The following is a 24699-nucleotide window of genomic DNA, read 5'->3' as shown; positions in this document are numbered from 1 at the left end:
TCCTTGGCGATGGATTGCGTCATGGTGGCACATCAGGGGCGTTCGGGCTGGAATATCCTCTCTGGTCATGCAAGTCAGAGTTGACGATCTCTCAGGTCCGCAGATCCACGCATTGCTCGGCGAGCACCTCCGCAGCATGCATGAGGTTTCGCCGCCGGGCAGCGTGCACGCGCTGGACATCGAGAAGCTGCGACATCCGGACGTCACCTTCTGGACGGCGTGGGACGGCGACCAGCTTCTTGGTTGCGGCGCGCTTCGGGAGCTTTCGCCGGAGCACGGTGAAATCAAGTCGATGCGAACGGCGGAGGCACATCGCGAGCGTGGGGTCGCCCGCGCCGTTGTTCACCGCATCATCGAAGAGGCGAAAGCGCGCGGCTATGCCCGCTTGAGCCTCGAAACCGGCGGATCGAAGGCTTTCGCGCCAGCGCACAAGCTGTACGAATCGTTCGGGTTCACGCGCTGTGGTCCGTTCGCGGATTACGTCGATGACCCGCACAGCGTCTTCATGACGATGCCTCTGTAGTCGCCGCCGCAGTCGAAATCCCGGTCGCCGCTACTTCGCGCCGCCGGTGTATTTGCTGACGTCGTCAGCGGTGATGTGATAGCCGCTCACGCCCATCATCGAATCGTTGCGCACGGTCTGCAGCTTGCCGCTGACCCACACGGTGTCCATGGCGCGGAACTTGGCTCCTTGCTTGGGGCGAACATGCAGGATCTGGTTGGCCGGCGGCGGCGGTGTGTGGATGCAGGCCCCGAAGTACGGCACCAGCAGGAACTCGGTGACCTCGCCCTTGTTTTCTTCGAGCGGCACGATGAAGCCCGGGATCTTCACGTCGACGCCGTTCATGGCGGCGTTGGTCGGCGCGTTGTTCGATGCTTCCTGGAGCTTCATCAGCATCTCGTTGGCGCGCGGGTCGCTGTCGTCGAGCTTGCTCAGGTCCATGCCCTTGAGATCCTTCATGGGATCCCAATCCTTGGGCACCAGTTCTTCCCACGAGATGATTCGCGGCTGGCCCGGCAAAGTCTTGGCATCGGCAGGCTTGCCGCCGAGCGGCTTCGTGGGCGAGGTGGCCTGCGGCGAAGGCTCTGCCGCCAGTGCGCCGCTGGCAACAATGACCGCCAGAAGAAAGGAGACAGGAAGACGCAGTGTCATGTTCAGATCCTTGGAGACAGTCCGTCGGCAAGCGACAGACGGTAGGCGCGAATGCCCGGCAGCAGACTGGCGATCCAGCCGGCCGCGATCAGGCTCGCGAGCAATGTCCATTCGTTCAGTGTAGGTTCGGACAAGTGCAGGGCAAGTCCGAACTGCGACTGCAACCAGGGTGAGAGAAGGGCAATGCCGAATGCGGTGAACACGACGCCGATCGCCACGCCCAGCAGGGTGACCAGAGCGCCTTCGAGTGCGAGCAGCGCCATCACATGCCAAAGGCTCGCGCCGACCGCGCGCAGCACGGCCAGCTCTCTGCGGCGCTCGTTCAGGCTTGCCATCACCACTGAAACCAGGCCTGCGAGGCTCACCAGCGCCACGAGCGCCGACATCAGCAGCAGCGCGTTTTCTCCGATGCCGATCACGCTCCACAACTCGTCCAGCGCAACGCCGGGCAAGATGGCCATCAGGGGTTCGCCGGCATAGGTCGAGACCCAGCGCTGCACCGAGAAGACGGCGGCACGATTCTTCAGGCCCACCAGTGCAGCGGTCACGTTCTTGGGCGTGAGATCGAACTTGCGCACCTGCTCCGCCGGGATCTTCACACCCGGCATGGGCGCGCCACCGATCCATTCGAGATGGATCGCTTCCATCGCCGGAAGGCCGATGTGCACCGTGCGGTCGACCGAGGTTCCGGTGCGTTCGAGGACACCGACTACCGTGAAAGGCTTGTCCGCATGATCGGACAGGTCGAGTTCACCGCCGCCATGCGCGAGCGTGATCTTCTGGCCAATGTGGTAGCCGAGCTTGTCGGCCACTTCGGCACCGACCACGGCATCGAACAGATCACCGAATGGCTTGCCTTCGCGCATGCGCAGCGGTTGCCGATTGCCATAGTGAAAGTGTTCGAAATATCCAGGCGTGGTCGCCAGCACCGCGAAGCCGCGGTGCGAGTCGCCGAGCGACAACGGAACCACCCAATCCACCGCGGGTTGCGCGACGAGCGCTTGCACGCTCTTCCATTGCACGTTGTTGGTGGCCGTGCCGATGCGGAAGACCGAGTACAGCAGCAACTGCGTGGAGCCCGTGCGTGCCCCGACGATCAGGTCGGTGCCGGACACCGACGAGGAAAAGTTCTCTCGCATCTCCGTTCGAATGCGTTCGACGCCCAGCAGCAGAAACGTCGACAACGCGATCGAGAGCACGGTGAGCGCCAGCGTGAAGCGGCGGTTCCAGGCGCTGTGCCAGGCGATGCCGAAGAGTGCCGTCATGGCCGCTGGCCGGTCATGCGGCCTCCGTGGATGCGGCCCGGTTGATGTCGGGCAGCAGCACGTGGCGCGAGAAGCGGTCTGCGATGCGCTGGTCGTGGCTCACGAAAACGAGCGCGCTGTGGTTCGTCTTGCAAGCTGCCAGCAAGACGTCGAGAAAGGCTTCGCGCCGGTCTTCGTCGAGCGCGGAGGTCGGCTCGTCGGCGATCACGATCTCAGGGTGGCCGATCAACGCCCGCGCGGCGGCCACGCGCTGCTGTTGCCCGACCGACAACTGCACGGCTTGCCGACGCCACAGGCTGGCATCCAGGCCCATCTGCGTGAGCAAATCTTCTGCCTGCGCCCGCGCGGCGCCGTCGCGCGTGGCTTGCGCCATGCGCCGCGCCGAAAACCGGCACGGCAGCAGTACGTTGTCCAGGACGCTGAGATAGGGCAGCAGATTGAACTGCTGAAAGACGTAGCCGACATGCGCCACCCGCAGGCGATCGCGCGTGGCGCCCGACAAGGCGGACCAGTCGTGCCCGAGCAGCGTGACCCGCCCTGCATCGGCCACCAGCACGCCCGCCAGCAAGGACAGCAGCGTGCTTTTGCCGCAACCGCTCGGGCCATGGAGGAACACGGCTTCGCCCGCGGCAATGTCGAGCCGCTCGATGTCGATGCAGGGAGACTTGGACTTGGCCCCTGGCCAGCCGAAGCGCAGCGATTCTGCCGAGAGGATGAAGCTCACGGGCTCGGTCACTTGCTCCAGACCAGGCGTTCGGCTGGGCGCTTCAGCGTTCGCTTGAACTGGCCCTGCGGCGATGCGATCTGGGCTTCGATCTGTCGTGGGCCCTTGAAGGCATCGAAGAGGCCGATGTCGATGAATTTCGCCGCTGAGGCGTTGGTGCAATTGAAGGCGAAGGTGCCGTCGAGATCCGCGTGGCCCTCGGCTGCGTCGCCCTCCGTCTTGCCCAGGCCGAGGGCAGCGGATCGCAGCGTCACGGGACCGAGCTTGCAATTGGCGGTGGGGTCGATCTTGAAGAGCTGATCGGCGGCGCGCAATTGGGCGATCGCACTGTTGGCGGCCAGCTTTTCGACGTCGGATCGGGGGGCACGCTCGAAGCCGACGAAGTTGTCGAGCGGCGAATCCATGTTGATGACGACGGTGGGGCCGTCGATCACGACGTCAAGCTTGACCTGCCCATGCACGTGCGCACGTTGCGCCTGGGCGAGGGCGGCGAATGGAGTCGCGAGGAAAGCGGCCAGGGTGAGCGAAAGCAGTCGCGAAAAAAGCGCCGAAACAGTTGGCCGGCTCATCGATGTCATGGTTGCGCGCCTTGCCGGGTCGGCAGCCCCGGCGTGTTGCTCCACTCGCTCCAGCTGCCGGCATAGAGCGCGGTCGGACCGAGTCCCGCGATCTGCATCGCGAGCAGGTTGGGCACCGCACTGACGCCGCTGCCGCATTGGTGGACGACCGTCGAGGGGTCCCGGCCCGCCAGCAATGATTCGAACTCGGCGCGCAATTGCGCGGCCGGCTTGAACTTCCCGTCAGGACCGAGGTTCTCGGCAAAGGGCCGGTTCAAGGCCCCGGGGATGTGACCGGCGATCGGGTCCAGTGGTTCCACCTCTCCGCGATAGCGTTGCGCCGCGCGTGCATCGATCACCGTCTGGTCAGATTGCTCGAGCCGGCTTGCCACCTTCTTTGTATCGACCAGCGCGAGCAGCGGCCGGCCGGCGACGAAATTCGACTGGAAGTGCGAAGGTTCCTCGCGGTTGGTGACCGCGCCCCCCGCCGCCTGCCAAGCCTGCAGCCCGCCGTCGAGCACCGCCGCCGCATCGTGACCCATCCACTTGAGCATCCACCAGAGCCTGCCGCAGTAGTTGGCGCCGTTGCGGTCATAGACCACCGCTTGCATGTCGTTGGCAAATCCGACGCTCGACAGCCACGCAGCGAACTTTTCGCGGCTCGGCAAGGGATGGCGGCCCCCCGAGGCTGGCGGGCCTTCGTCCTGCGCCACCAATATGCCGTGTGCGCCCGGCACGCCGTGCTTGGCGCTGAGATCGGAGTCGAGGTTCGCGTACACGGCGCCCGGGATGTGCGCAGCGCGATATTGCAGCGCCCCGGACTCGGGGTTCATCAGGTCGAAACTGCAGTCGAACACCATCATGCGCGCATCGTTTGATTGCAGCCCGATCAGTTGTTCAACAGTGATGAGGGTGGTGTACATGCGAACTCCTTCAATGTTCCTCAGCGGGCGCCTTCGGCAGTTGGCGCTGGCGAAGCGCCGTGGCCGCAATTCCGCTCGCGACGATCAGGCCCATGCCGTACCAGCCCGTCGCATCGATCCGATCGCCGAAAAGCAGCACGCTGTACATCGCTGCGAAGACGATGCCCGAATACTGGAGATTGGCAACCAGGAGCGTACCGCTTTGCGTCTTGGCCGTGGCATAGGCGCGCGTCATGCACAACTGGCCCAAGGCCGCGAGCACGCCGACGGGCAAGAGCCAGATCGCATGGCTCCAGGTCCATTCGCTCAGGGGGGTGAACGGGCCTAGCAACGTGCCGAGGCCGCCTGCCACTGCGGACCCCACGGCGAAGTAGAAGACGGTGCGTGCCTCTGGCTCGCCGAGCCGCGACAGTGCGACCACCTGCATGTAGGCGAATGCGGCAGTGAGCCCCGACAAAAGGCCCAGCAGACCTGCAAAGCCCTCGTTGTCGTTGACAGTGGGCTTGAGCATCAGCACGACGCCGCCGAAGCCCGCGAGCACCGTGAGCACCAAGGGGCCCTGCAGTGGCGGACGCGGTACGCTGCCGTCGCGGCGCGGCACCGGCACCCACGCGAGCAGCGACCCGCCGACCAGGAATGCTGCGATCCAGACGCTGCTCATGTAGTTGAGTGTCATCGCCGTGGCCAGCGGCATGTGCGCAATCGCGAAAAACCACGCGCCGAGCGAAACCACCCCGACCAAGCTGCGCCATGCGTGCATGCCCGGGTAGCGGGTGCCCAAGGTGACGCCGCGACTGCGCGCGAGCACCCAGAGAAACAGGATGCCGATCAGGCCCCGGTAGAACACCAGCTCGGCGCTGGAGAACCACGCCGACGCAAACTTCACGCACACGCCCATCGTGGCGAAGATCAGCGCGCCCAGCACCATCCAGAGCGCTTGCACTAGGCCATCTCGCGGCGGTACCACTCGTGGAATTGCTGCATGCCATCTTCCATGGGGCTCTGATACGGACCGCTCTCATCGTCGCCGCGGAGCATCAGCGCGCGGCGGCCGGCGTCCATGCGCTCGGCGATTTCATCGTCCTCGGCGCAGGTTTCCATGTAGGCGGCCTGTTGTGCTTCGACGAATTCGCGCTCGAAGGCGACGATCTCTTCGGGATAGAAGAACTCGACCATGTTGAGCGTCTTCTGCGGCCCGATCGGGTGCAGCGTCGAGACGGTGAGCACGTGCGGATACCACTCGACCATCACGTGCGGGTAGTAGGTGAGCCAGATCGCGCCGTGCCTCGGTGGCTTGCCTTCGCGGTACTTCAGCAGTTGTTCCTGCCAGCGCTGGTAGACCGGACTGCCGGCGCGGCCGAGCCGGTTGGCAACGCCGACCGTTTGCACCGAGTAATGCCGGCCGAATTCCCAGCGTAAGTCTTCGCAGGTGACGAAGCTGCCGAGGCCTGGGTGGAAGGGGCCGACGTGGTAGTCCTCGAGGTAGACCTCGATGAAGGTCTTCCAGTTGTAGTTGCACTCGTGCAGTTCCACGCGATCGAGCGCGTAGCCCTCGAAGTCGAGGTCCGCGCGGGCGCCGAGGTTTGCCAGGTCCGATGCGACATCGCGGCTTTCGGCGATTCCGCTCTTCTCGAACAAAAGGCCGTTCCATTCCGTCAACGGGTAGTTCTGGAGATTGAGGCAGGGGTCGTGCTGGAAGTGCGGAGCACCGATCAATGTGCCGGTCGTGCGCGGGTCCGCCGCGGCATAGGTCCAGCGGTGCAAGGGGCAGACGATGTTTCCGCCGCTCTGTGCGTCGAGTTGGCCGCGATCCTGGAGGATCAGCGCCTGGCGATGGCGGCACACGTTCGAAATCAGCTCGACGCCCTTCGGCGTATGAACGAGCGCGCGGCCCTGATGTTCCTGGGGCAAGGTGTGGAAGTTGCCCGGTTCGGGCACCGCGAGCYGGTGACCGACATAGCGCGGACCAGCGGCGAAAAGCGTTTGCAGCTCGCGGGCGTAGAGCGCCTCGTCGAAGTACGCGGAAACCGGAAGTTGGCTTGAAGCCTGCTGCAGTTGAAGACTTAAATCAGACATGGGTGACCTGACCAAGCTCCCCACAGGGAGAGAAGAAAAAAGGAACGGAAGGCTGCCGTCTGGTAATGCTAAAGCTTGCGACGGCCCGAAGAAATGGGCCGGCAATTGCCGGCCCTCAAAGTGTCGGGGATTGTACCCCTCGAGATTCAAATCAGCCCCCCGCCCTAAAATGGCGGGTTTCATCCACGAACGCCGCATGCCCAAGGTGCCTTCTTCGCCTTCTTCGCCTTCTTCGTCTGAGCCGGCGTCGCCGACCGCGCCCGATACCGGAGCACTGCCGGCGTCTTACGAGGCGGGTCTCCAGGAACTCGAACAACTCGTCACCGAGCTCGAATCGGGGCAGTTGCCGCTCGACCAGTTGCTCGGCAGCTACCAGAGAGGTGCCGCGCTGCTCGCCTTCTGCCGCGACAAGCTGCAGGCCGTCGAAGACCAGATCAAGGTGCTCGATGCGGGCAGCCTGAAGGTCTGGGCGTCCGAATGAAGGTGGCCGAAACCCTCCGGTGGGACGCCGTTCGGCTTGCAGCGTGGAGCGAACCTCTACTCGCGCGCGTTGAATCCGCACTGTCTGAATGGGTCGGCGTCGACGCGCCGGTTCAGTTGGGCGACGCGATGCGCTATGCCGTGCTCGACGGTGGCAAGCGTCTGCGCCCGCTGCTCGTCCTCGCTGCGAGCGAATCCGTCGGCGGCAGCCCCGAGGCCGCACTCCGAGCCGCCTGTTCAGTTGAATTGATCCACGCCTATTCGCTCGTGCACGACGATCTTCCGTGCATGGACAACGACGTCCTTCGTCGCGGCAAGCCGACCGTGCACGTCAAGTACGGCGAGGCCGATGCGCTGCTGGCCGGCGATGCCTTGCAGGCGCTGGCCTTCGAATTGCTGACGCCAGAAGGAAATCGGATCCCTGCCGAAGTGCAGGCCAACCTTTGCCGCTTGCTGGCGCGCGCCGCAGGCAGCCAGGGCATGGCGGGAGGCCAGGCGATCGATCTTGCGAGCGTCGGCGTGGCGCTCGACGAAGCGCAGTTGCGCAACATGCATCGCCTGAAGACCGGCGCGTTGCTGCAAGGCAGCGTGGAAATGGGCGCCGCGTGCGGCGAGGTCATCGCACCTGAAAGCCTCGCAGCATTGCGCGACTACGGCGCCGCGGTGGGTCTGGCTTTTCAGGTGATCGACGACATCCTCGACGTCGTCGCCGATTCAGAGACGCTGGGCAAGACCGCCGGCAAGGACGCCGCGAGCGACAAGCCCACCTATGTTTCATTGCTCGGCCTCGACAGCGCCCGTGCAGAGGCGCGTCAACTGTTGACTCAGGCTCTTGACGCGCTGGATCGCAGCGCACTGGCTGACACCGCAGCGCTCCGCGCTCTGGCCTACATGGTCGTCGACCGCGATCGATAACGACAAGAATACTCAATGGCTCCGCTGCTTCCTACCATCAACGACCCCTCCCTGCTGCGGCAGTTGGACCGCGCTCAACTCAAGCAATTGGCCGACGAGGTACGCAGCTGCGTGCTCGACAACGTGTCGCGCACAGGCGGACACCTGAGTTCGAATCTCGGCACGGTCGAACTCACGGTCGCGCTGCACCACGTCTTCAACACGCCGCACGACCGGCTGGTGTGGGACGTGGGTCATCAAACCTATCCGCACAAGATCCTGACGGGCCGGCGCGAACGCATGCCGACGCTGCGTCAGCTCGGCGGCATTTCGGGCTTTCCGCAACGTACCGAGAGCGAGTACGACACCTTCGGCACCGCGCATTCTTCGACCAGCATTTCGGCCGCGCTCGGCATGGCGATGGCCGCCCGGCAAAAAGGCGAGGACCGCCATTCCGTCGCGATCATCGGCGATGGCGCGCTGACGGCCGGAATGGCCTTCGAAGCGCTCAACAACGCCGGCGTGTGCGACGACTGCAAGCTGCTCGTCATCCTGAACGACAACGACATGTCGATCAGCCCGCCGGTCGGTGCGCTCAATCGCTACCTTGCGCAGTTGATGAGCGGCAACTTCTACGCCGCCGCCAAGAACGTCGGCAAGAGCGTGCTGCGCGCGGCCCCGCCTCTGTTCGAGCTGGCCAAGCGATTCGAGCAGCATGCCAAAGGCATGGTGGTGCCCGCCACGCTCTTCGAGCAGTTCGGCTTCAACTATGTCGGACCGATCGACGGACACGACCTTGATTCGCTCGTGCCCACGCTCGAGAATCTCAAGCACTTGCGCGGGCCGCAATTCCTGCACGTGGTCACCAAGAAGGGGCAGGGCTACAAGCTGGCCGAGGCCGACCCTGTTGCTTATCACGGCCCTTCCAAGTTCGACCCGGCCGTTGGCCTGGTCAAACCTGCGACCGCGCCCAAGCAGACGTTTACGCAGGTCTTCGGCAACTGGCTTTGCGACATGGCTGCCCAGGACGGGCGGCTGGTCGGAATCACACCGGCGATGCGCGAGGGCTCGGGGCTGGTCGAATTCGAAAAACGCTTTCCTGAGCGCTACTACGACGTGGGCATTGCCGAGCAGCATTCGGTCACTTTCGCCGCCGGGCTCGCCTGCGAGGGCCTCAAGCCTGTGGTCGCGATCTATTCCACGTTTCTGCAGCGCGCCTACGACCAGCTCATTCACGACGTGGCGATTCAAAATCTTCCCGTCGTGTTCGCACTCGATCGCGCAGGCCTCGTGGGTGCCGACGGGGCGACGCATGCGGGTGCCTACGACATCTCGTTCTTGCGCTGCATTCCGAACATGAGCGTGGCTTGCCCGGCCGACGAGGCCGAATGCCGACAACTGCTGACCACTGCCTACCAGCAGAGCCATCCGGTGGCGGTGCGATATCCGCGCGGTTCGGGCGCCGGTGTCGTGCCGCACCAAACGCTGGAAGCGCTGCCGTACGGCAAAGGTGAAATCCGCCGCGAAGGCAAACGCATCGCGATCCTCGCTTTCGGCACCTTGCTCTATCCGGCCCTGCAGGCGGCTGAAGCGCTCGATGCCACCGTCGTCAACATGCGCTGGGCCAAGCCGCTCGATGTCGAACTGCTGCTGAAAGTCGCGGGCTCGCACGATGCCGTCGTGACTGTCGAGGAAGGCGCCATCATGGGCGGCGCCGGCAGTGCCGTGCTCGAGGCGCTGCAGGCGGCGCAACTGCAAAAGCCGGTGCTTCAGCTCGGCTTGCCCGACCGCTTCATCGAACACGGCGACCCGGCCAAGCTGCTCGCCGGCATCGGACTCGATGCGGCGGGCATCGAGCAGTCGATCCGCGCGCGCTTCGAGCCTGCGCCCTGACTTGGCTCAACCGCCCAGGTAGGCGTCCTGCACCTTTGGGTTGCCGAGCAGTTCGCGGCCGCTGCCTGCCAGCACGATCTTTCCCGTTTCGATGACATAGGCGCGTTCGGCGATCTTGAGTGCTTGCCGCACGTTCTGCTCGACCAGGAAGATCGTCAGTCCCGCCTTGTTGATCTCGCGCAGCGTACGGAAGATGTCCTGCACGATGATCGGCGCAAGGCCCATCGATGGTTCATCGAGCAGCAGCACGCGTGGCTTGGCCATCAGCGCGCGGCCGATCGCGAGCATCTGCTGTTCACCTCCCGACAGATTGCCCGCCAGGCCGTCGGCCCGCTCCTTCAGCCGAGGAAAGAGCGAGTAGATGTGGTCCAGATCGTCAGCGCGTTGCGCGCGGCCATCGCGCCGCGTATAGGCCCCGAGTTCGAGGTTTTCGCGCACCGTCAGCGTCGTGAGCGTGGCGCGCCCTTCGGCCACCTGCACCATGCCCGCGCCGACGATCTTGTGAGGCGAGAGATTGGTGAGGTCCTGCCCATCGAGCACGACGCGTCCCGCGGCCTTCTTCACGAGGCCCGACAGCGCCAGCAGCGTCGTCGACTTGCCCGCGCCATTGGCGCCGACCAGCGTTGTGATCTGGCCTTCATGCAACTCGAAGTCGATGCCCTTGACGGCCTCGATGTGGCCGTACGCGACATTGAGCCCTTCGACCTTCAGCAGAGGTGTCGCGCTCATGGAGAGACTCCCTCGTTCGTCGCTTCGTCCTCTTCGCGTCCGAGGTAGGCCTCGATCACCTGGGGGTCGTTGCGGATGTGGTCGGGGTCGCCACGCGAAATGATGCGGCCGAAGTTCAGCACGGCGATGTGCTCGCAAAGTCCCATCACGAAACGCATGTCGTGTTCGATCATGAAGATGGTGTAGCCGCGGGCCGAGATATTGCGGATCTCGTGCATCAGGTCGGTTTTCTCGGTGCTGTTCATGCCGGCGACAGGCTCGTCCAGCAGCAGCAGCTTGGGGTCCGTCGCAAGCGCGCGTGCGAGTTCGAGCTTGCGCTGGTCGCCGTACGAAAGGTTGTCGGCCACGTCTTCGCCCTTGTGGTCGAGCTTGACCCATGAGAGCAATTCGCGAGCTCTGTCGCGCGCGCGCCGTTCTTCGCTGCGGAAGAGGCCCGACGATGCGAGCAGGCCGAAGGGCCCATAGCGCAAGTTCGCATGCATCCCAACCATCACGTTTTCGAGCAGCGACATCTCCTTGAAGATGCGGATGTTCTGAAAAGTRCGAGCGATGCCGCCGCGCGTGATCTGGTAGGGCTTGAGCCCGGCGAGATCGCGTCCTTCGAACCGGATCGTGCCGCCCGTGGTGGGCAGCAGTCCCGTCGTGAGATTGAACACGGTGGTCTTGCCGGCGCCGTTGGGACCGATGAGTCCGAACACGCCGCCTTCTGGGATTTCGAGGTTCACGTCCTGCAGAACCTTGAGTCCCCCGAAGTGACGTGAAACGCCATCGAGCGTAAGCAGCGGCGCCGTCATGCTGTAACCCCCTTGCGTCCAAACCATTGGCGGAAGCGCGCGGGGTCCCAGATGCCCTTGGGCAGGAACAGCACGATCAGCACCAGGATCACGCCGTTCAGCACGAGCCGGAAATCGCCGAATGCACGCAGCGCTTCGGGCAAGATCGTCAGGATCACGCCGCCGAGCACGGGCCCGGTCAGGCCGTTGATGCCGCCCAGCACCGTCATCGTCAGGATGTCGACTCCGCGGTCGAAGCCGTATTCGTTCGGTCCGATGAAGAAGGTGAGGTGCGCGTTGAGCACGCCCGCCAGGCCGGCGATCGCGGCGCCCAGCACGAAGGCCAGCATCTTGTGCCCGCCGACGTCGATGCCCATCAGGCCGGCGGCGGTTTCGTCTTCCTTGATGGCTTCGAAGGCGCGGCCGATTCTTGAGCGGCGCATGCGCCATAGGCCCAGCAGCACGAGCACCACCGCCAAGCCGACATGCCACCATTGCGTGGATTGAGGGATGCCATTCAGGCCCAGCGCACCGCCCGTGAGCGATTCAGCATTGAGCACGATGATGCGCACCACTTCGCCGAAGGCCAGCGTGGCCATGGCGAGGTAGACGCCAGACAGCCGCAGCGTCGGCTTGCCGATGACGAACGCCGTGAGGGCTGGCGCCGCCATGCCTGCTGCGATAGCAACGGGGAAGGGCACGCCGTAGGTCATGGTGAGGATCGCCGAGGTGTAGGCGCCGATTCCCATGAATGCGGCATTGGCCATCGCGAGCATGCCGCACGAAAGCGTGAGCCAGATCGACAATGCCAGCAGCGCGTTCGTGCCCAGCGTGAGAACCAGATTGCTGTAGACCGACCAGAGATTGTCCAAAGCGCTCATTTGGAAACCTCCGCGCTGCGCGCTGCGGAGCGAGCTTGCTTGAAGCGGTTCGGCGCGGCGCTCATACCTTGCGCTCCTGCACGGTGCCGAAGAGGCCCTTCGGCCGCACGAGCAGCACCAGGAAAAGCAGGCCGAAAGCGACCGCGTCGCGCATGGTCGAACCGATGTAGGCCACCGACAGCACTTCTGCGAAGCCGAGGAAGAGCCCGCCGAGCATTGCGCCTCGAATATCGCCCATGCCGCCCAGGATGATCACTGCAATGCCCTTGTGCAGCATCGGCTGCCCCATGAGCGGAAACACGGCATTTGAATAGAGGCCAATCAGCACGCCAGCAAGTCCGCCGAGCGCGGCCGCCGCGAACGAGGTCAGATAGAACAGCCCTTCGACATTGATGCCGAGTAGGTGGGCCGCCTTGGGCGATTCGGCGATGGCGCGCAGGGCGCGGCCGAGCTGCGTGCGCTTGAGCGCGACCATGAGCACCGCCATCAGCACGAAGGACAGCAGGATGATGCCGAGCTCCAGCGCGGTGAGATGGATGCCGGCGAGATCCAGCGATTCACCCGACACCACACCTGCCGGAAAGCGCACGTTCTGCGCACCGAACAGGCCCTGTGTGCCGTTGTTGAGAATGATGGCCACCCCAATCGTCGCGATCATGGGAATCAGGTGAGGTGCGTTGCGAGCCCGAAGCGGCCTGAGCACCAGGAAGTCGATCAGCAGCCCGAGAAGCCCGCAAAACACGAACGCAAACAGCAGCCCGGCCCAAAGAGGCAAATCGAATCGCGCCATGGCCTGCACGGCCGCATAAGCGCCCACCATGAAAACCGCGCCGTGCGAAAGATTGATGACGCCAAGCACCCCGAAAATCAGCGTGAAGCCCAGCGCAAAAAGCGCATAGACACACCCCAGGGAAAGTGCATTGACAAGTTGCTGTTCAAGCATGGAATTTCTATCCAGAAGAAAGCGGGGCCGCCCAAAGGCGGAGATCCCCGCTATTCGTGAAACACCGCGGAACCGGCTATGCCGGGCCGCTGGTGTTGCCCCCGGCAGGGGGTAGGCGAAGCGACACGAAGTGCGCGAAGCCTGGGGGCGAGCTCTACTTCGTGATGACGAACTCGTTGCCCTTCGTCACGCTGACGATCGGCAACTGCTGCGCGTCATAGCCTGCGGGCTTGCCGCTCTTGTCGTTGGCACGGCGGAACTGGAATGCGCCAGTCGCACCGGTCCACTTCACGGCAGGCAGTGCGTCGCGCACGGCGGCACGGTCGGCCGGGAGGTTGCCCGTGACCTTGACGTTCTTGAGCGCCTGGGCGGCGATGTACATCGCGTCGTACGCTTGGGCGGCGAACTGGTCCGGCGCCGTCTTGTACTTCTCGGTGTAAGCCTTGATGAACTTGGTGTTCTCCGGCGTCGCATTGCTGGCCGACCATGGGCTGCCCACGTACAGGTTGTCGGATTGGCCCTTGGCCAGTTCGAAGACCTTGACCGAATTCATGCCGTTGCCGCCGATGATCGGCACGTTGAGCCCCAGTTGGCGGGCCTGCACCATGATCGGCGCGCCCTCGGCGAGCAGTGCGGACAGCACGATCGCATCGGCGCCGCTGGCCTTGATCTTCGTCAGCTGTGCCTTGAAGTCGACGTCGCCCTTGGCGAAGGTTTCGGTCGTTGTGACGGGGATCTTCAGGTCATCGAGCGCCTTCTTGAAGTTGTCATAGCCGCTCTTGGTGAACACGTCGTCGTTGCCATAGAGCACGGCGACCTTCTTGATGCCGGCGTTCTTCACGGCGGTCTTGATGGTCTCGGGCAGCACGTCGGCTTCGGTTACCGAGTTGCGGAAGACGTAGTCGCCGATGGAGGTAATGCCGTCAGCCGTGTTGGACGTGCCGAAAGCCACCGTCTTTCCAGCCTGGGCGATCGGGTCGGCGGCTTGCGCGGAGTTCGACAGCGTCGGGCCGAAGACCATCAGGACCTGGTCCTGGAAGATCAGCTTCTTGAAGACGTTGATGGCCTCTTCTTTCTTGCCCTGCTCGTCGGCGACGACGAGATCGATCTTGTTGCCATTGATGCCACCGGCAGCGTTGATTTCTGCGGCAGCGAGTTCGAAGCCGTTGCGAATGGCGACGCCGTACTGGGCTGCGCCGCCCGACAGGGCTTCGGCCACGCCGATCTTCAGGTCGGCGGCCTGGGCGGCCGTGCCAAAAGCGGCAAAGGCAGCAAGCGCGGCGCCTGCGAGCAGCGAAGTCTTGAACGAGAGTTGTCTCATCAGATGGTTCTTTCAGGGAACGGGTGGAACGGGGGCGGCCATTTTAAAGGCCGCTGGTAACCAGTTCCTACAATTGGCCCCCTTGTTTGTCTCTCGTTTTCCTGGAGTCTCGTTCGATGCGGCGTCGTTTTCTGATTCAACGTGGAGGGATCGCCGGTGTGCTGGCAGCCGGCATCGCGCCAGCGGTGCATGCGCAGGCCGTGACACGTTGGCGCCTTGCGTCGAGCTTCGCGCCGCCCTTCGACATCCTCCTGGGTGCGGCCCAGAGCTTTGCCCGCAAGGTCGGCGAAATGAGCGGCGGCAGATTCCAGATCGACGTTCATGCCGCAGGCGAACTGATGTCGCCGCTGGGCGTGCTCGATGGCGTGGAGCGAGGAGCGATCGAGGCTTGCCATACGTCGGGAGCCAATTTCTTCGCAAAAAACCCGGCGTTTGCATTCGGCGCGGCGATCCCGTTCGGCATGAACGTACGGCAGCTCGCTGCCTGGATGAATGAAGGCAACGGTCTGAAGCTCACACGTGAATTTCATGCCGGGTTCAACGCGATCAACTTTCCATGCGGGAGTGCCGGCGCGCAGCAGCTCGGCTGGTTTCGCAAGGAGATCAGGGATGTGCAGGACTTCAGGGGCCTGAAGGTCCGCGCGGGCGGTTTGGCCGGGCGAATCTTCGCGCGGCTTGGAGCCAGCCCTCAGGAGCAGGCCGGCGCCGCCGTCGGCGCGGCCATAGGAACGAGCCCTTATGACGACCAGAAAAGCGGCGTTGCCAAGGGGGTGCGCCATGCCTATTTCCCCGGCTGGTGGGCTGGCGCCTTGCAGCTCGACCTGCTGGTCAATCAGAAGGCATTCGATGCGCTGTCTGCCGATCACAAAGCCATCGTGCAGGCGGCGAGCGCATCGGTAAATTCCGAGGTCCTCGCCAAGTACGATGCGCGAAACCCGGCGGCGATCCGGCAGTTGACCGGGGCCGGGGCATTGTTCAAGCCCTTTCCGCGGCGCGTGATCGACGCAGCATTCAAGGCATCGATGGATGTCTGCAGCGAACTCAGTGGCTCGGATGCCTTCTGGAAGAAGATCCACGGCGACTACCGCGCATTCCAGAAGGAGCAACTCTTCGGAGACCGCTTCCTCGCGTCACCGTTCGACACCTATATGCAATCCGCGAAGCTGTAGGTCGAAGCACGGTGTCGCCATAATGGCAGATGCCTTCGAGCCTGCCGCCAAGTACGCCATTCAGCGCCTCGGGCGTGCCGCATTCGATCGACTCCCCGGCCATGCGCAGTGCGGGCCGTGAATTGCTATCCCTTGCGCTGATCGACGCGCGAAACCATACGCTGCATCTCCTGTCGCTGTACGAACAGGCGCTCGGCTCCGCGGCGCTCGTGGTGCCGCAGGAAGAGGGCATCGATCCGCCCGTCTGGCTCGCGGGTCACATCGGCTGGTTCGCGGAATGGTGGATCGCGCGCAATACGCAGCGCGCTTTCGGCCTCCAGTGTCCGGTGCGTCCCACGCGGCTCGCGGCCATCGAACCGAACGCCGACGCGTGGTGGAATCCTTCGCAGATCGATGGGTCGGAGCGTTGGTCCGCCGACATGCCCGACTTGGCGCAGACCAAGTCCTATCTGCTCGAAACGCTCGAAAGCACTCTGGAGTTGCTCGAGCACGCGGCTGAGACGGATGCGGGTCTTTATTTTTATCGGCTCGCATTGTTCCATGAGGATCTTCGCGGCGAGCAACTCGTGGTGATGGCGCAGACGCTCGGGCTGCCCCTGGGCGTCGAATTTCCGGCCTCTGCCGTGACTCGTGAACCGCTGCTCGTTCCGGCGACTTCGTGGGAACTCGGACAACCGGATGCGGGCTTCATCTTCGCGCAGGAAGGCGGCATGCAGCGCGTCGACGTTCCTGAATTCGAGATTGACGCCCAGCCATTGACGTGGAGCCAGTACGTCGAGTTCGTCGATGACGGCGGCTACGACCGGCCGGAGTTCTGGCGCCCGGAGGGCCTGCAATGGCTCGCAGCCCAGACCGAAGGCCGGCGCGGCCCGCGGCACGTCGAGCAGATCGGCGCCGCGCACCACGGCAGCGGTGGCTCTGTGCTGCGGCAGCATTTCGGCAGGACCATGCGTGCGGCAGGCAGCCACAGCGTGGTGCATGTGAGTTGGTGGGAGGCCGACGCCTATGCGCGATGGGCGGGTCGGAGGATCGCGACCGAAGTCGAATGGGAGATTGCCGCTCACACTGCGACGCGCCGCGGCTTCCGCTGGTCGGACGTGCACGAGTGGACCGCGGGCACGCTCCAGCCATGGCCCGGCTTTCACGTCGATCCTTGGAGCGAAGGCGGTCCGTTCGATCCGCGGCCTGCATTCGGCAAGGCCAGAGTGCTGCGCGGCGCTTCGTTCGCGACCCGGGCGCGAATGCGATCGCCGAAGCGAAGGGGCTTCGCGCTGCCGGACCGCGACGATGGATTTTTCGGTTTCAGGACTTGCGCCATCTGACCCACTCACAGGAGTCTCCAACCATGAAAGCAGCCGTGCTCGGCGAATTCGGCAAGCCCCTCGTCATCGAGGACATTCCCGTGCCCGAGCCGCAGGCCGGTGAGGTGCTTATTGAAGTGCTTGCCTGCGGCGTGTGCCATTCCGATCTGCACATCGTCGAAGGCGACCAGCCCGGATTCCGTGCGCACACCAAGCCGCGCGTCGTGCCCGGGCATGAGGTCGTCGGAAGGGTCGTGCGCATCGGGGACGGAGTGACGGAGCTTCGCGAAGGCGATCGCATCGGCGTTCCATGGCTCTACCGCGCTTGCGGCAAATGCGAGCAATGCCTGGAAGGCAATGAGAACCTGTGTCGCAAGGGATCGGCAGTGACCGGCATGTCCGTCGACGGCGGCTTTGCGCAATTCATGTGCGCGAATGCGGCCTACGCGGTCCGCATCCCCGATGCATTGAGCGACGAGCAGGCAGCGCCGCTGCTCTGCGCCGGCGTGACGAGCTATCGCGCGCTCAAGAAAGCAAATATCGCTCCGAAGCAGCGCGTGGCGGTGTTCGGTATTGGGGGGCTCGGGCATTTGGCCGTTCAGATCGCGCGTTCGATGGGCGCCGAGGTCTTCGCGCTCAATGTGAGCGACGCCAAGCTCGACCTGGCTCGCGAACTGGGCGCGGACCATGCGCTGAACGCAGCGGATCCCGAAGCGCTGGCGATGATCCGCAAAAAGGGCGGGGCGCATGTGGCTGCCGTCACCTCGGCCGCTCATCCGGCTTATGACGCGGCGATGACGATCCTTCGCCCGGGCGGCACTGTTTGCGTCATCGGCCTGCCGTCGGATCCTCTGCGATTCCACGCTCTGGCGCTTGTCGGCAGCGAAGCGCACATCGTCGGGTCGGCTGTCGGCACGCGCGAAGATCTGCGCGCGGTGCTTGATCTCGCAGCCCGGGGCGAATTGCATTGCCGCGTGGAAACGAGCCCGCTTTCGAGGGTCAATGAAGTCTTTGACGCCATGCGCAGCGGCAGCATTGCGGGTCGCGTCGTGCTGGACCCACGAAGCTAGAGCTAAAGCGCCCGCACTCAACGGTCCATGGGCAAGTAAAGGCTTTCCTTCACTTCTTCCATCACGACGTAGCTGCGTGATTCGGCAGTCACCGGCAGTTTCTTCAGCAGGCTGCCGAGCAGGTCGCGATAGTCGCTCATGGCCCGAAGGCGCGCCTTGATGAGGTAGTCGAAGCCACCCGACACCAGATGGCATTCCATGACCTCCGGCACCAGCAGCAGCTCCTGCCTGACCTTGTCGAACACGTCGCCTGACTTTGAAGAAAGCGTGACTTCGACGAACACCAGAAGCGTCTTTCCGATCGCTTGAGGATTCACGCGGGCGTAGTAGCCGGTGATCACGCCTCCGCGCTCCAGGCGGCGAACGCGCTCGGAGCAAGGGGAGGTGGAGAGGCCGATCTGCTCCGCCAGATCCGTCATGGAGATTCGGCCCTGCCGCTGCAGCACGTCCAGAATTTTCCTGTCGGTACGGTCGAGTTCCATCATTCACTCCTTGCAGGCCCCTGGACGATCTTCGGCGGCAAAAATCGCTGCGTTGGTGCCAAATTTCAGCGAAGTTTATGGCAAATGAAGCAATAAGCTTTCAGCCTATCCTGCATGAATGAGGTCTCGCAATGAAAGTGATCGTTCTCGGCGGTGGCGTGATTGGCGTCACGACAGCCTATTACCTTGCGCGCTCCGGCGCCGAGGTGACGCTCGTCGATCGCCAGGACGGCCCGGCGCAGGAAACCAGCTTTGCCAACGCCGGCCAGGTATCCCCCGGCTACTCGACACCTTGGGCGGCGCCGGGCATTCCCCTCAAGGCGCTGAAGTGGATGTTCCAGAAGCACGCACCGCTGTCGATTCGGCCCGATGGCTCGCTGTTTCAACTCCGCTGGATGGCCGCGATGCTGAAGAACTGCTCGCCCGAGCGCTATGCCGTCAACAAGGAACGCATGATGCGCGTGGCCGAATACAGCCGCGATTGCCTGCGTGAGCTGCGCGCGGAGACGGGCGTGAGTTACGAGCACCGCACGCAGGGCACCCTTCAGCTATTCCGCACCCAGGCGCAACTCGATGCCGTGCAGCGCGACCTGGCAGTGCTCGAGGAATGCGGCGTGCCTTATCAATTGCTCGACCGAAGCCAACTGACCAGCGTCGAACCAGCGCTGGCGCGCACGGGCGATCTGCTCGCGGGTGGCCTGCGCCTGCCGAACGATGAAACTGGCGACTGCAATCTCTTCACGCAAGGACTGGCTGCGGTTGCGCGCGGGCTGGGCGTGAATTTTCGCTTCGGCCAGTCGGTTGAAGGGCTCGCCACCGAAAGCGGGCGCATCACTGGCGTACGCCTTGCTGGCGCGAACCCGGAAGTCCTCACGGCCGACCGCTATGTGCTCGCCTTCGGCAGCTATTCGCGTGACTTCATCGCGCCGCTCGGCCTGGACCTTCCCGTTTACCCGGTCAAAGGTTATTCGCTGACAGTGCCACTGGTCGATCCCGCGCTGGCGCCGCAATCCACCGTGCTCGACGAGACCTACAAGGTCGCGGTCACACGTTTCGACGATCGAATTCGCGTCGGCGGAATGGCCGAGCTGGGCGGGTTCGACTTGCGGCTGAATCCAAACCGCCGCGAGACGCTGGAGCGCGTGATCACTGATCTCTTCCCTTGTGGCGATCTGCCCCGCGCCACCTTCTGGACAGGGCTCCGGCCAATGACGCCCGACAGCACGCCCATCATCGGCGGCACGCCGTACATGAACCTGTTTCTCAATACGGGCCACGGCACGCTGGGCTGGACCATGGCCTGCGGCTCCGGCAAGCTCGTGGCCGACCAGGTGATGGGCCGCCGCCCGGACATCCGCACGGATGGTCTGTCGGTCGATCGCTACCTGGCGCCTCATTCGCGCGGCGGGCGTATTGCGCATCCTGCGGGCTTGCCTGCCTGACATCACGCCGTGACAGGATTGAAGTACAACCAGTCGCATGAGCCTCACCGTTCCAGACATCGTCGCCCTGTTCGAATCCAAGGGCCATGCCCAATATGACGGCGAGCCCGTGACACAGCTCCAGCATGCGTTGCAGACAGCCCATCTGGCCGAGCAGGCGGGGTCGGACAGCGCCTTGATCACCGGGGCGCTGCTTCACGATCTGGGGCATCTTCTGCACGACTTCGGCGGCACACCCACGCGACAAGGGTTGGACGATCTGCATCAATACCGTTGCTTGCCCTTTCTCCGCTCGCTGTTCAGTCCTGCAACGCTCGAGCCGATCCGGTTGCACGTGGACGCCAAGCGATTCCTGTGCGCAAGGTTCGAGGGCTATCACGCGTCGCTGTCTGCCGACTCCCGGCGCAGCCTGGTGCTGCAGGGTGGCGTCTTCGATGATGCTCAAGCGCGAGCCTTCGAGGCACTGCCGTATGCCGGCGACGCCGTGCGCCTGAGGCAGTGGGACGACGCTGCCAAGTCGGCAGATGCCGAAGCGCCTTCGTTGGCGCACTTCGTTCGTCACATGGAATCCTGCTCGACCGAGCATCGGAGCGCGCCGCCGCGCACATGACCTCCCAGGTCATCGACCGCCTGCGCTGTCACGGCGACCATTCCTTCACCCCGCGACGTTGCGGGTGTTGAACACCGAAAGGAATCGCCATGAACACCGCCATCCCTGATGCCCAACATGTGGCCGAGAACTACATCGCCGTATGGAACGAAACGGACGAATCACGTCGCCTGAATCTGCTCGAGACGCATTGGAACGACGATGCGCGTTACGTTGACCCTGTCGCACGAGGGAGCGGACTCGCGCAGATCAGCGCCTTGATCGGCGTGGTACATCAGCGCTATCCGGGCTTTCGTTTTGCGCTCAAGGGCCGGCCCGATGGCCACGGCGATCAAATGCGTTTTTCGTGGACGCTCGGCCCGAGCGGCGCGGACGACCTGATCGAAGGCACTGACTTCGTGCAACTCGAAGCAGGCAGGCTGCAAGCGGTCACCGGCTTCCTGGACAAGGTGCCCGCGGCCGCTTGAGTCGCTAGACGCCGGCCGAGGTCGCCTGCTCGAGTTCTCGCCGGATCGCCGCTGCGCTTTCGGGGCGCACGAGTCTGGCGAGTTCCTTGCCTTCGCGCATGAAGATCAGCGTGGGCCAGAGCTTGACCCGGAACGAGCGCCCCAGGGGTCGCCCGCTGCCGTCTTCGATCTTGAGGTGGCGCAGCGGTGGCGCCCCGGTGAGGGCTTCCGAAATCAGAGGCTGCGCTGCCTTGCAGAAGCCGCACCAATCGGTGCCGAATTCGACCAAGGTCAGGCCAGGGAGTGCGTCGACTTCAGCGCGTGAAGGTGCAACGGTCGCATAGCTTTGGTTCATTCGTGTGATTCTGCTTGACCGGCAAAAACCGCGCTCACGGCATCGCTGGCGGGCAAGGATCAGCTCAGCAGTCTTCCGTTGGCGCTGATCACGGCAACGTCCACGAACTGATTGCCTTCTCGGTTGCTGCGTCCGAAGTTGATCTTCACGCCGCCGAGGTCGTAGCTCTCGATGTGCTCCAGCCCCGCGATCACGGCTGCGCGCGTGGGCGAAGGACCGGCACGGCGCAGGCCTTCGGCCAGTACGGCAGCGTCCATGTAGCCTTCGAGGCTTGGCAGCGAAAACTCTTTGGAGCCGTTGGCCAGCATGTCCGCCTGATAGCGGCGGACGATTTCGAACTTGGTCGCGAAGGGCGAGGGCACCACCATGGCAAAGCCCAAGCCGTGCGCAAGTTCGCCCATGGCGCCGAGCGAGCCTGCGGTGATCGATAGGCCATAGGCGCTGCTCTTGCCGCCGGCGGCGCGCAGGGCGCGGACAAAGGCGGGCGCGGTGCCTGCGAGGCCGATGATGACGATCTGCGGCGCCGCTTCGGCGATCTGCTTGGCGGCGGGGTCGACTTCCATGCTGGTCGTGCTCGGCGTGCTGGCGATCACGGCAGGTTCGATCTTGGCCTTGGCGAGCGCCGCCTTGAAGCCCGCGAGCAGCGACTGGCCCAGCGGATCGTTCGAATACACGAGGCCGATGCGTGACTGCCCGAGCACGGCCGCGGTGGCCACGAGCTTATCGATCTCCTGGTCATAGTTCGCGCGGACCCAGAAGGTGTTCGGCGCCGCTTTCTTGCGCAGCGAGACGGTGCCTGTGTTGGGGCCGACAACGGCCATGCCGGGGACGGCGTCGCTCACTTCGGCCGTCTGGCGCGTGCCGAGCGGATGCACCATCGCGAGCACCGAGCTGTCCGCCGCGAAGGCGAGGGCGTTGGCCTTCGCGTTCTCGGGCTTGAACTGGTCGTCGGCCATCACCAGTTCCACCTTCGTGCCGTTGATCCCGCCAGCGCGGTTCAGTGCATTGAAGTAGGCGCTCGACCCGAGGAAAAGTCCTGTTCCGTTCGCCTTTTCGACGCTGCTGTTGTCGAAAGTCGCTCCGACACGGATGGCCTTCGCCTGTGCAAATGCGGGAAAGCCGAGCCCGACTGCAACCGCAGCGCCACTCAGGCGGCCAAGCACTTGGCGTCGCGTGGACTTTGGCGACACGGAAAAGGTACGGGCCTCGGATGCGCTCATGGTCAACTTCCCAGTCGTGCCGCCGGAAGGCGTGCAATTGTTTTTAACAACTGCTGACAATAGCAACTAAATGTAAAGCGGTCACTACCTCGGGTAGGTTGAACCTGCGCCGGTGTGGCAAACAACACGAAGTCTGCCCAGGTGGGCTGAGCGTGTTTCAGCGGCTGCCTTTTCAGCTCAAGCGGCGGCTGCGTGTCAGCTTGCGGTAGACGGTCGCGCGACTGATGCCCAGTGCACGGGCCGCTTCGGCGACGTTGCCGCGCGCCTCGTCCACTGCCTTGCGGATCAGCGCGGTTTCGACGTCGCGCAGCCGCGGTCGGCTCGTTCCGCCCGGCGCATGAAGCGTGCGCGCGCTCGTCAGCTGAGCCCGAGCCTGCACGCGCAAACCCGACCAGAGCGGCACTTCAAGCATCGCTTCGCCACGTCGTGCCGCGTCAAAAAGCATTTGCGGCGGCAGCGCGAAGAGATCGTGGCAGTTCAAGAGCGGCCCGGCCGCCAGTGGCCGATGCAGCATGTGGCGGGCGGCAGCATTGGCGCCGGTCACGTTTCCGTCGGCATCGATGCACAAGAGCCCTTCGGTGTCGGCGCCCGTGGGACACCCCGGCCAGCCGATATGAAGCAGCAGCTCGCAAGGATGATGCTGCAGCAGCCCGTTCTCAATGCTGCGCGCCGACAGCGCCGCCAAATGCCGAAGCTCCGGCCGCTCGACGACCTGCACGCCTGTCAGATCCAACATGCCGATGCATTCGCCCTGTGGCCCGAACAGCGGCGCACCCGCGCAGCTGTAGATGCTGGTGTCTTCGAAGAAGTGTTCGCCGCGATGCAGCCAGACAGACTCATGCTCGGCCAACGCGGCGCCGATGGCTGTGGTGCCCACGGCGCGTTCAGAAAGATCGACCCCGATGCGGGCGATGTCACGGGCGCGGCGGGCGGATTCGTCGCTGCCGCCGGGAAGATCGCCGACGTCGACAACGATGCCATCCGCATCGGTGAGGATCGCGAAATACCGCGTGTCCGCAATGGCGCGCGACAGCCGATCGAGTACCGGCCGTGCCGCGGCGACCAGGGCGCAATTGCGTTCTGCCACTCGACGCGCTGCCGGTGCGGAGACGGGATCGAAACTCACACGTTGCCGCGGCTGGTGCCCGGCGTCCAGGCAGCGCTGCCATGATCGCAAAAGCCACGGCTCGATGCGCGTTGCGGGCGAGCTGGAACTCGGCATCGGCTCACGATCGATCCATTCGCGTCTCGCCTGGGCGATGGAAAGGGAACGCTCGGGTGCGGGCGAAGCGGCTTGGACGGTCATCGTGTGGGGCGGGCTGAATCGGCCCAGGTTGCGGATTCGCCGGAGAGGCGAGAGGGGCGAGCTGTTTCATTTTGAGAATTTCAGGGAGATCGTGCAAGCGCATAGGGTTTTGCCTAGGGTTGCGGTCAGGTCCGACGTCCAAGATTCGGTGGCTGAAAACAGCCATCACCTTCCAACGGAGACAGCCAAATGCAGGTTTCATTCACGGTCAACGGGCGCGAGGTCACGGTCGACGCTCCCCCCAACACGTTCCTCGTCCAGGCGATCCGCGAGCACCTTCATCTGACCGGCACGCATGTCGGTTGCGACACGGCCCAATGCGGCGCATGCACGATCCACGTGAACGGCCGGGCCGTCAAGTCGTGCAACGTGCTGGTTGCCCAGGTGGCGGGCGCCCAACTCACGACCATCGAAGGGATTGCCCAGCCCGATGGCACGATGCATCCCATGCAGGCCGCCTTCAAGGAGTGCCACGGCCTGCAATGCGGCTTCTGCACCCCCGGCATGGTGATGAGCGCCATCGACCTGTGCACTTACCACCCCAACTCCAGCGAGGCGGAAATCCGCGAACTGCTCGACGGCAATCTCTGCCGCTGTACGGGCTACCAGAACATCGTCAAGGCGGTGCAGATGGGCGGCGAGGCCATGGCGGCCGCACCCGCCAAGGCAACGGTCACCGCCTGAGG

Annotated in this window: 27 protein-coding genes; 11 read left to right on the top strand and 16 right to left on the bottom strand. The window is 64.2% G+C overall.

Annotated features, from left to right (window positions below):
• The first annotated feature begins 67 nt into the window (after positions 1-67).
• Complete coding sequence (locus AC1DMA_RS18500; RefSeq protein WP_478145119.1) at positions 68-523, top strand: GNAT family N-acetyltransferase; 456 nt, start codon at positions 68-70, stop codon at positions 521-523.
• A 30-nt stretch (positions 524-553) separates the two neighbouring features.
• Here the strand turns inward: AC1DMA_RS18500 and AC1DMA_RS18495 are convergent, their stop codons facing one another.
• From AC1DMA_RS18495 to AC1DMA_RS18465, 7 genes are read right to left on the bottom strand one after another with little or no spacing between them, the layout of a single operon-like run.
• Positions 554-1153 (bottom strand): DUF3299 domain-containing protein, encoded by a 600-nt coding sequence (locus AC1DMA_RS18495; protein WP_478125706.1) that lies wholly within the window; start codon positions 1151-1153, stop codon positions 554-556.
• Between the two features lie 2 nt (positions 1154-1155).
• Positions 1156-2418, bottom strand: a complete 1263-nt coding sequence (locus AC1DMA_RS18490; protein ID WP_478145118.1) for an ABC transporter permease — start codon at positions 2416-2418, stop codon at positions 1156-1158.
• 13 nt (positions 2419-2431) lie between these two features.
• Positions 2432-3154, bottom strand: a complete 723-nt coding sequence (locus tag AC1DMA_RS18485; RefSeq protein WP_478145117.1) for an ABC transporter ATP-binding protein — start codon at positions 3152-3154, stop codon at positions 2432-2434.
• A complete protein-coding gene (locus AC1DMA_RS18480; RefSeq protein ID WP_478145116.1) occupies positions 3151-3720 on the bottom strand; it encodes a DUF2796 domain-containing protein in 570 nt (189 codons plus the stop codon). The genes AC1DMA_RS18485 and AC1DMA_RS18480 overlap by 4 nt, the downstream gene beginning before the upstream one ends.
• Complete coding sequence (locus AC1DMA_RS18475) at positions 3717-4622, bottom strand: sulfurtransferase (RefSeq protein ID WP_478145115.1); 906 nt, start codon at positions 4620-4622, stop codon at positions 3717-3719. Before AC1DMA_RS18475 ends, AC1DMA_RS18480 begins: the two co-directional genes overlap by 4 nt.
• A 10-nt stretch (positions 4623-4632) precedes the next feature.
• Positions 4633-5550 (bottom strand): DMT family transporter, encoded by a 918-nt coding sequence (locus AC1DMA_RS18470; RefSeq protein ID WP_478125852.1) that lies wholly within the window; start codon positions 5548-5550, stop codon positions 4633-4635.
• A gap of 14 nt (positions 5551-5564) precedes the next feature.
• The gene (locus AC1DMA_RS18465) at positions 5565-6698 is read right to left on the bottom strand and encodes an aromatic ring-hydroxylating oxygenase subunit alpha (protein WP_478145114.1); all 1134 of its coding nucleotides are present in this window, start codon (positions 6696-6698) and stop codon (positions 5565-5567) included.
• A 196-nt stretch (positions 6699-6894) separates the two neighbouring features.
• Here AC1DMA_RS18465 and xseB point away from each other — a divergent pair, with 196 nt between their 5' ends.
• From xseB to dxs, 3 genes are read left to right on the top strand one after another with little or no spacing between them, the layout of a single operon-like run.
• Complete coding sequence (gene xseB / locus AC1DMA_RS18460; protein WP_478125712.1) at positions 6895-7179, top strand: exodeoxyribonuclease VII small subunit; 285 nt, start codon at positions 6895-6897, stop codon at positions 7177-7179.
• Positions 7176-8093: a polyprenyl synthetase family protein gene (locus AC1DMA_RS18455; protein WP_478125713.1), complete on the top strand. Its 918-nt coding sequence runs from the start codon at positions 7176-7178 to the stop codon at positions 8091-8093. Before xseB ends, AC1DMA_RS18455 begins: the two co-directional genes overlap by 4 nt.
• Positions 8094-8108: 15 nt before the next feature.
• Complete coding sequence (gene dxs / locus AC1DMA_RS18450) at positions 8109-9965, top strand: 1-deoxy-D-xylulose-5-phosphate synthase (protein WP_478145113.1); 1857 nt, start codon at positions 8109-8111, stop codon at positions 9963-9965.
• Between the two features lie 6 nt (positions 9966-9971).
• Here dxs and AC1DMA_RS18445 read toward each other — a convergent pair whose 3' ends face one another.
• The 5 genes from AC1DMA_RS18445 to AC1DMA_RS18425 all read right to left on the bottom strand — a co-directional run bounded on the left by AC1DMA_RS18445 (position 9972) and on the right by AC1DMA_RS18425 (position 14612).
• Positions 9972-10694 carry an ABC transporter ATP-binding protein gene (locus AC1DMA_RS18445; protein WP_478125715.1) on the bottom strand — a complete coding sequence of 241 codons (723 nt, stop codon included), beginning with the start codon at positions 10692-10694 and terminating at the stop codon, positions 9972-9974.
• A complete protein-coding gene (locus AC1DMA_RS18440) occupies positions 10691-11488 on the bottom strand; it encodes an ABC transporter ATP-binding protein (protein ID WP_478125716.1) in 798 nt (265 codons plus the stop codon). The genes AC1DMA_RS18445 and AC1DMA_RS18440 overlap by 4 nt, the downstream gene beginning before the upstream one ends.
• A complete protein-coding gene (locus tag AC1DMA_RS18435) occupies positions 11485-12348 on the bottom strand; it encodes a branched-chain amino acid ABC transporter permease (RefSeq protein ID WP_478145112.1) in 864 nt (287 codons plus the stop codon). Before AC1DMA_RS18435 ends, AC1DMA_RS18440 begins: the two co-directional genes overlap by 4 nt.
• A gap of 61 nt (positions 12349-12409) precedes the next feature.
• A complete protein-coding gene (locus AC1DMA_RS18430; protein WP_478125718.1) occupies positions 12410-13291 on the bottom strand; it encodes a branched-chain amino acid ABC transporter permease in 882 nt (293 codons plus the stop codon).
• A 154-nt stretch (positions 13292-13445) separates the two neighbouring features.
• On the bottom strand, positions 13446-14612 hold the full coding sequence (locus AC1DMA_RS18425; RefSeq protein ID WP_478125719.1) for an ABC transporter substrate-binding protein: 1167 nt from the start codon (positions 14610-14612) through the stop codon (positions 13446-13448).
• A 116-nt stretch (positions 14613-14728) separates the two neighbouring features.
• Here AC1DMA_RS18425 and AC1DMA_RS18420 point away from each other — a divergent pair, with 116 nt between their 5' ends.
• The 3 genes from AC1DMA_RS18420 to AC1DMA_RS18410 are packed head-to-tail and all read left to right on the top strand — an operon-like array spanning position 14729 to position 18152.
• Positions 14729-15781 carry a TRAP transporter substrate-binding protein gene (locus tag AC1DMA_RS18420; protein ID WP_478145111.1) on the top strand — a complete coding sequence of 351 codons (1053 nt, stop codon included), beginning with the start codon at positions 14729-14731 and terminating at the stop codon, positions 15779-15781.
• A gap of 29 nt (positions 15782-15810) precedes the next feature.
• Positions 15811-17103, top strand: coding sequence for an SUMF1/EgtB/PvdO family nonheme iron enzyme (locus AC1DMA_RS18415; RefSeq protein ID WP_478145110.1), 1293 nt, complete (start codon positions 15811-15813; stop codon positions 17101-17103).
• A 23-nt stretch (positions 17104-17126) separates the two neighbouring features.
• A complete protein-coding gene (locus AC1DMA_RS18410) occupies positions 17127-18152 on the top strand; it encodes an alcohol dehydrogenase catalytic domain-containing protein (protein WP_478145109.1) in 1026 nt (341 codons plus the stop codon).
• Between the two features lie 17 nt (positions 18153-18169).
• On the opposite strand, the gene AC1DMA_RS18405 is transcribed toward AC1DMA_RS18410, so the two are convergent.
• On the bottom strand, positions 18170-18637 hold the full coding sequence (locus AC1DMA_RS18405) for a winged helix-turn-helix transcriptional regulator (protein ID WP_478125723.1): 468 nt from the start codon (positions 18635-18637) through the stop codon (positions 18170-18172).
• Positions 18638-18765: 128 nt separating this feature from the next.
• Between AC1DMA_RS18405 and AC1DMA_RS18400 the strand changes: the two genes are divergently transcribed.
• The 3 genes from AC1DMA_RS18400 to AC1DMA_RS18390 all read left to right on the top strand — a co-directional run bounded on the left by AC1DMA_RS18400 (position 18766) and on the right by AC1DMA_RS18390 (position 21153).
• Positions 18766-20076 (top strand): D-amino acid dehydrogenase, encoded by a 1311-nt coding sequence (locus tag AC1DMA_RS18400; RefSeq protein WP_478145108.1) that lies wholly within the window; start codon positions 18766-18768, stop codon positions 20074-20076.
• A gap of 37 nt (positions 20077-20113) precedes the next feature.
• Positions 20114-20686 (top strand): phosphonate degradation HD-domain oxygenase, encoded by a 573-nt coding sequence (locus AC1DMA_RS18395; protein ID WP_478145107.1) that lies wholly within the window; start codon positions 20114-20116, stop codon positions 20684-20686.
• An 89-nt stretch (positions 20687-20775) separates the two neighbouring features.
• Complete coding sequence (locus AC1DMA_RS18390; RefSeq protein ID WP_478145106.1) at positions 20776-21153, top strand: nuclear transport factor 2 family protein; 378 nt, start codon at positions 20776-20778, stop codon at positions 21151-21153.
• 4 nt (positions 21154-21157) lie between these two features.
• Here AC1DMA_RS18390 and AC1DMA_RS18385 read toward each other — a convergent pair whose 3' ends face one another.
• The 3 genes from AC1DMA_RS18385 to AC1DMA_RS18375 all read right to left on the bottom strand — a co-directional run bounded on the left by AC1DMA_RS18385 (position 21158) and on the right by AC1DMA_RS18375 (position 24013).
• Complete coding sequence (locus tag AC1DMA_RS18385) at positions 21158-21487, bottom strand: thioredoxin family protein (protein WP_478125727.1); 330 nt, start codon at positions 21485-21487, stop codon at positions 21158-21160.
• A gap of 59 nt (positions 21488-21546) precedes the next feature.
• Positions 21547-22707: an ABC transporter substrate-binding protein gene (locus AC1DMA_RS18380; RefSeq protein ID WP_478145105.1), complete on the bottom strand. Its 1161-nt coding sequence runs from the start codon at positions 22705-22707 to the stop codon at positions 21547-21549.
• Between the two features lie 172 nt (positions 22708-22879).
• Positions 22880-24013, bottom strand: a complete 1134-nt coding sequence (locus AC1DMA_RS18375) for a helix-turn-helix domain-containing protein (protein WP_478125729.1) — start codon at positions 24011-24013, stop codon at positions 22880-22882.
• 189 nt (positions 24014-24202) lie between these two features.
• Here AC1DMA_RS18375 and AC1DMA_RS18370 point away from each other — a divergent pair, with 189 nt between their 5' ends.
• Entirely contained in the window at positions 24203-24697 is a 495-nt protein-coding gene (locus AC1DMA_RS18370) for a (2Fe-2S)-binding protein (protein ID WP_478125730.1), read from the top strand.
• The last annotated feature ends 2 nt before the right edge of the window (positions 24698-24699 follow it).

It is taken from the genome of Variovorax sp. 05N34, assembly GCF_056397405.1.
Note: the sequence above shows the minus strand (reverse complement) of the source record. Positions and strands in the feature narration are given on the sequence as shown.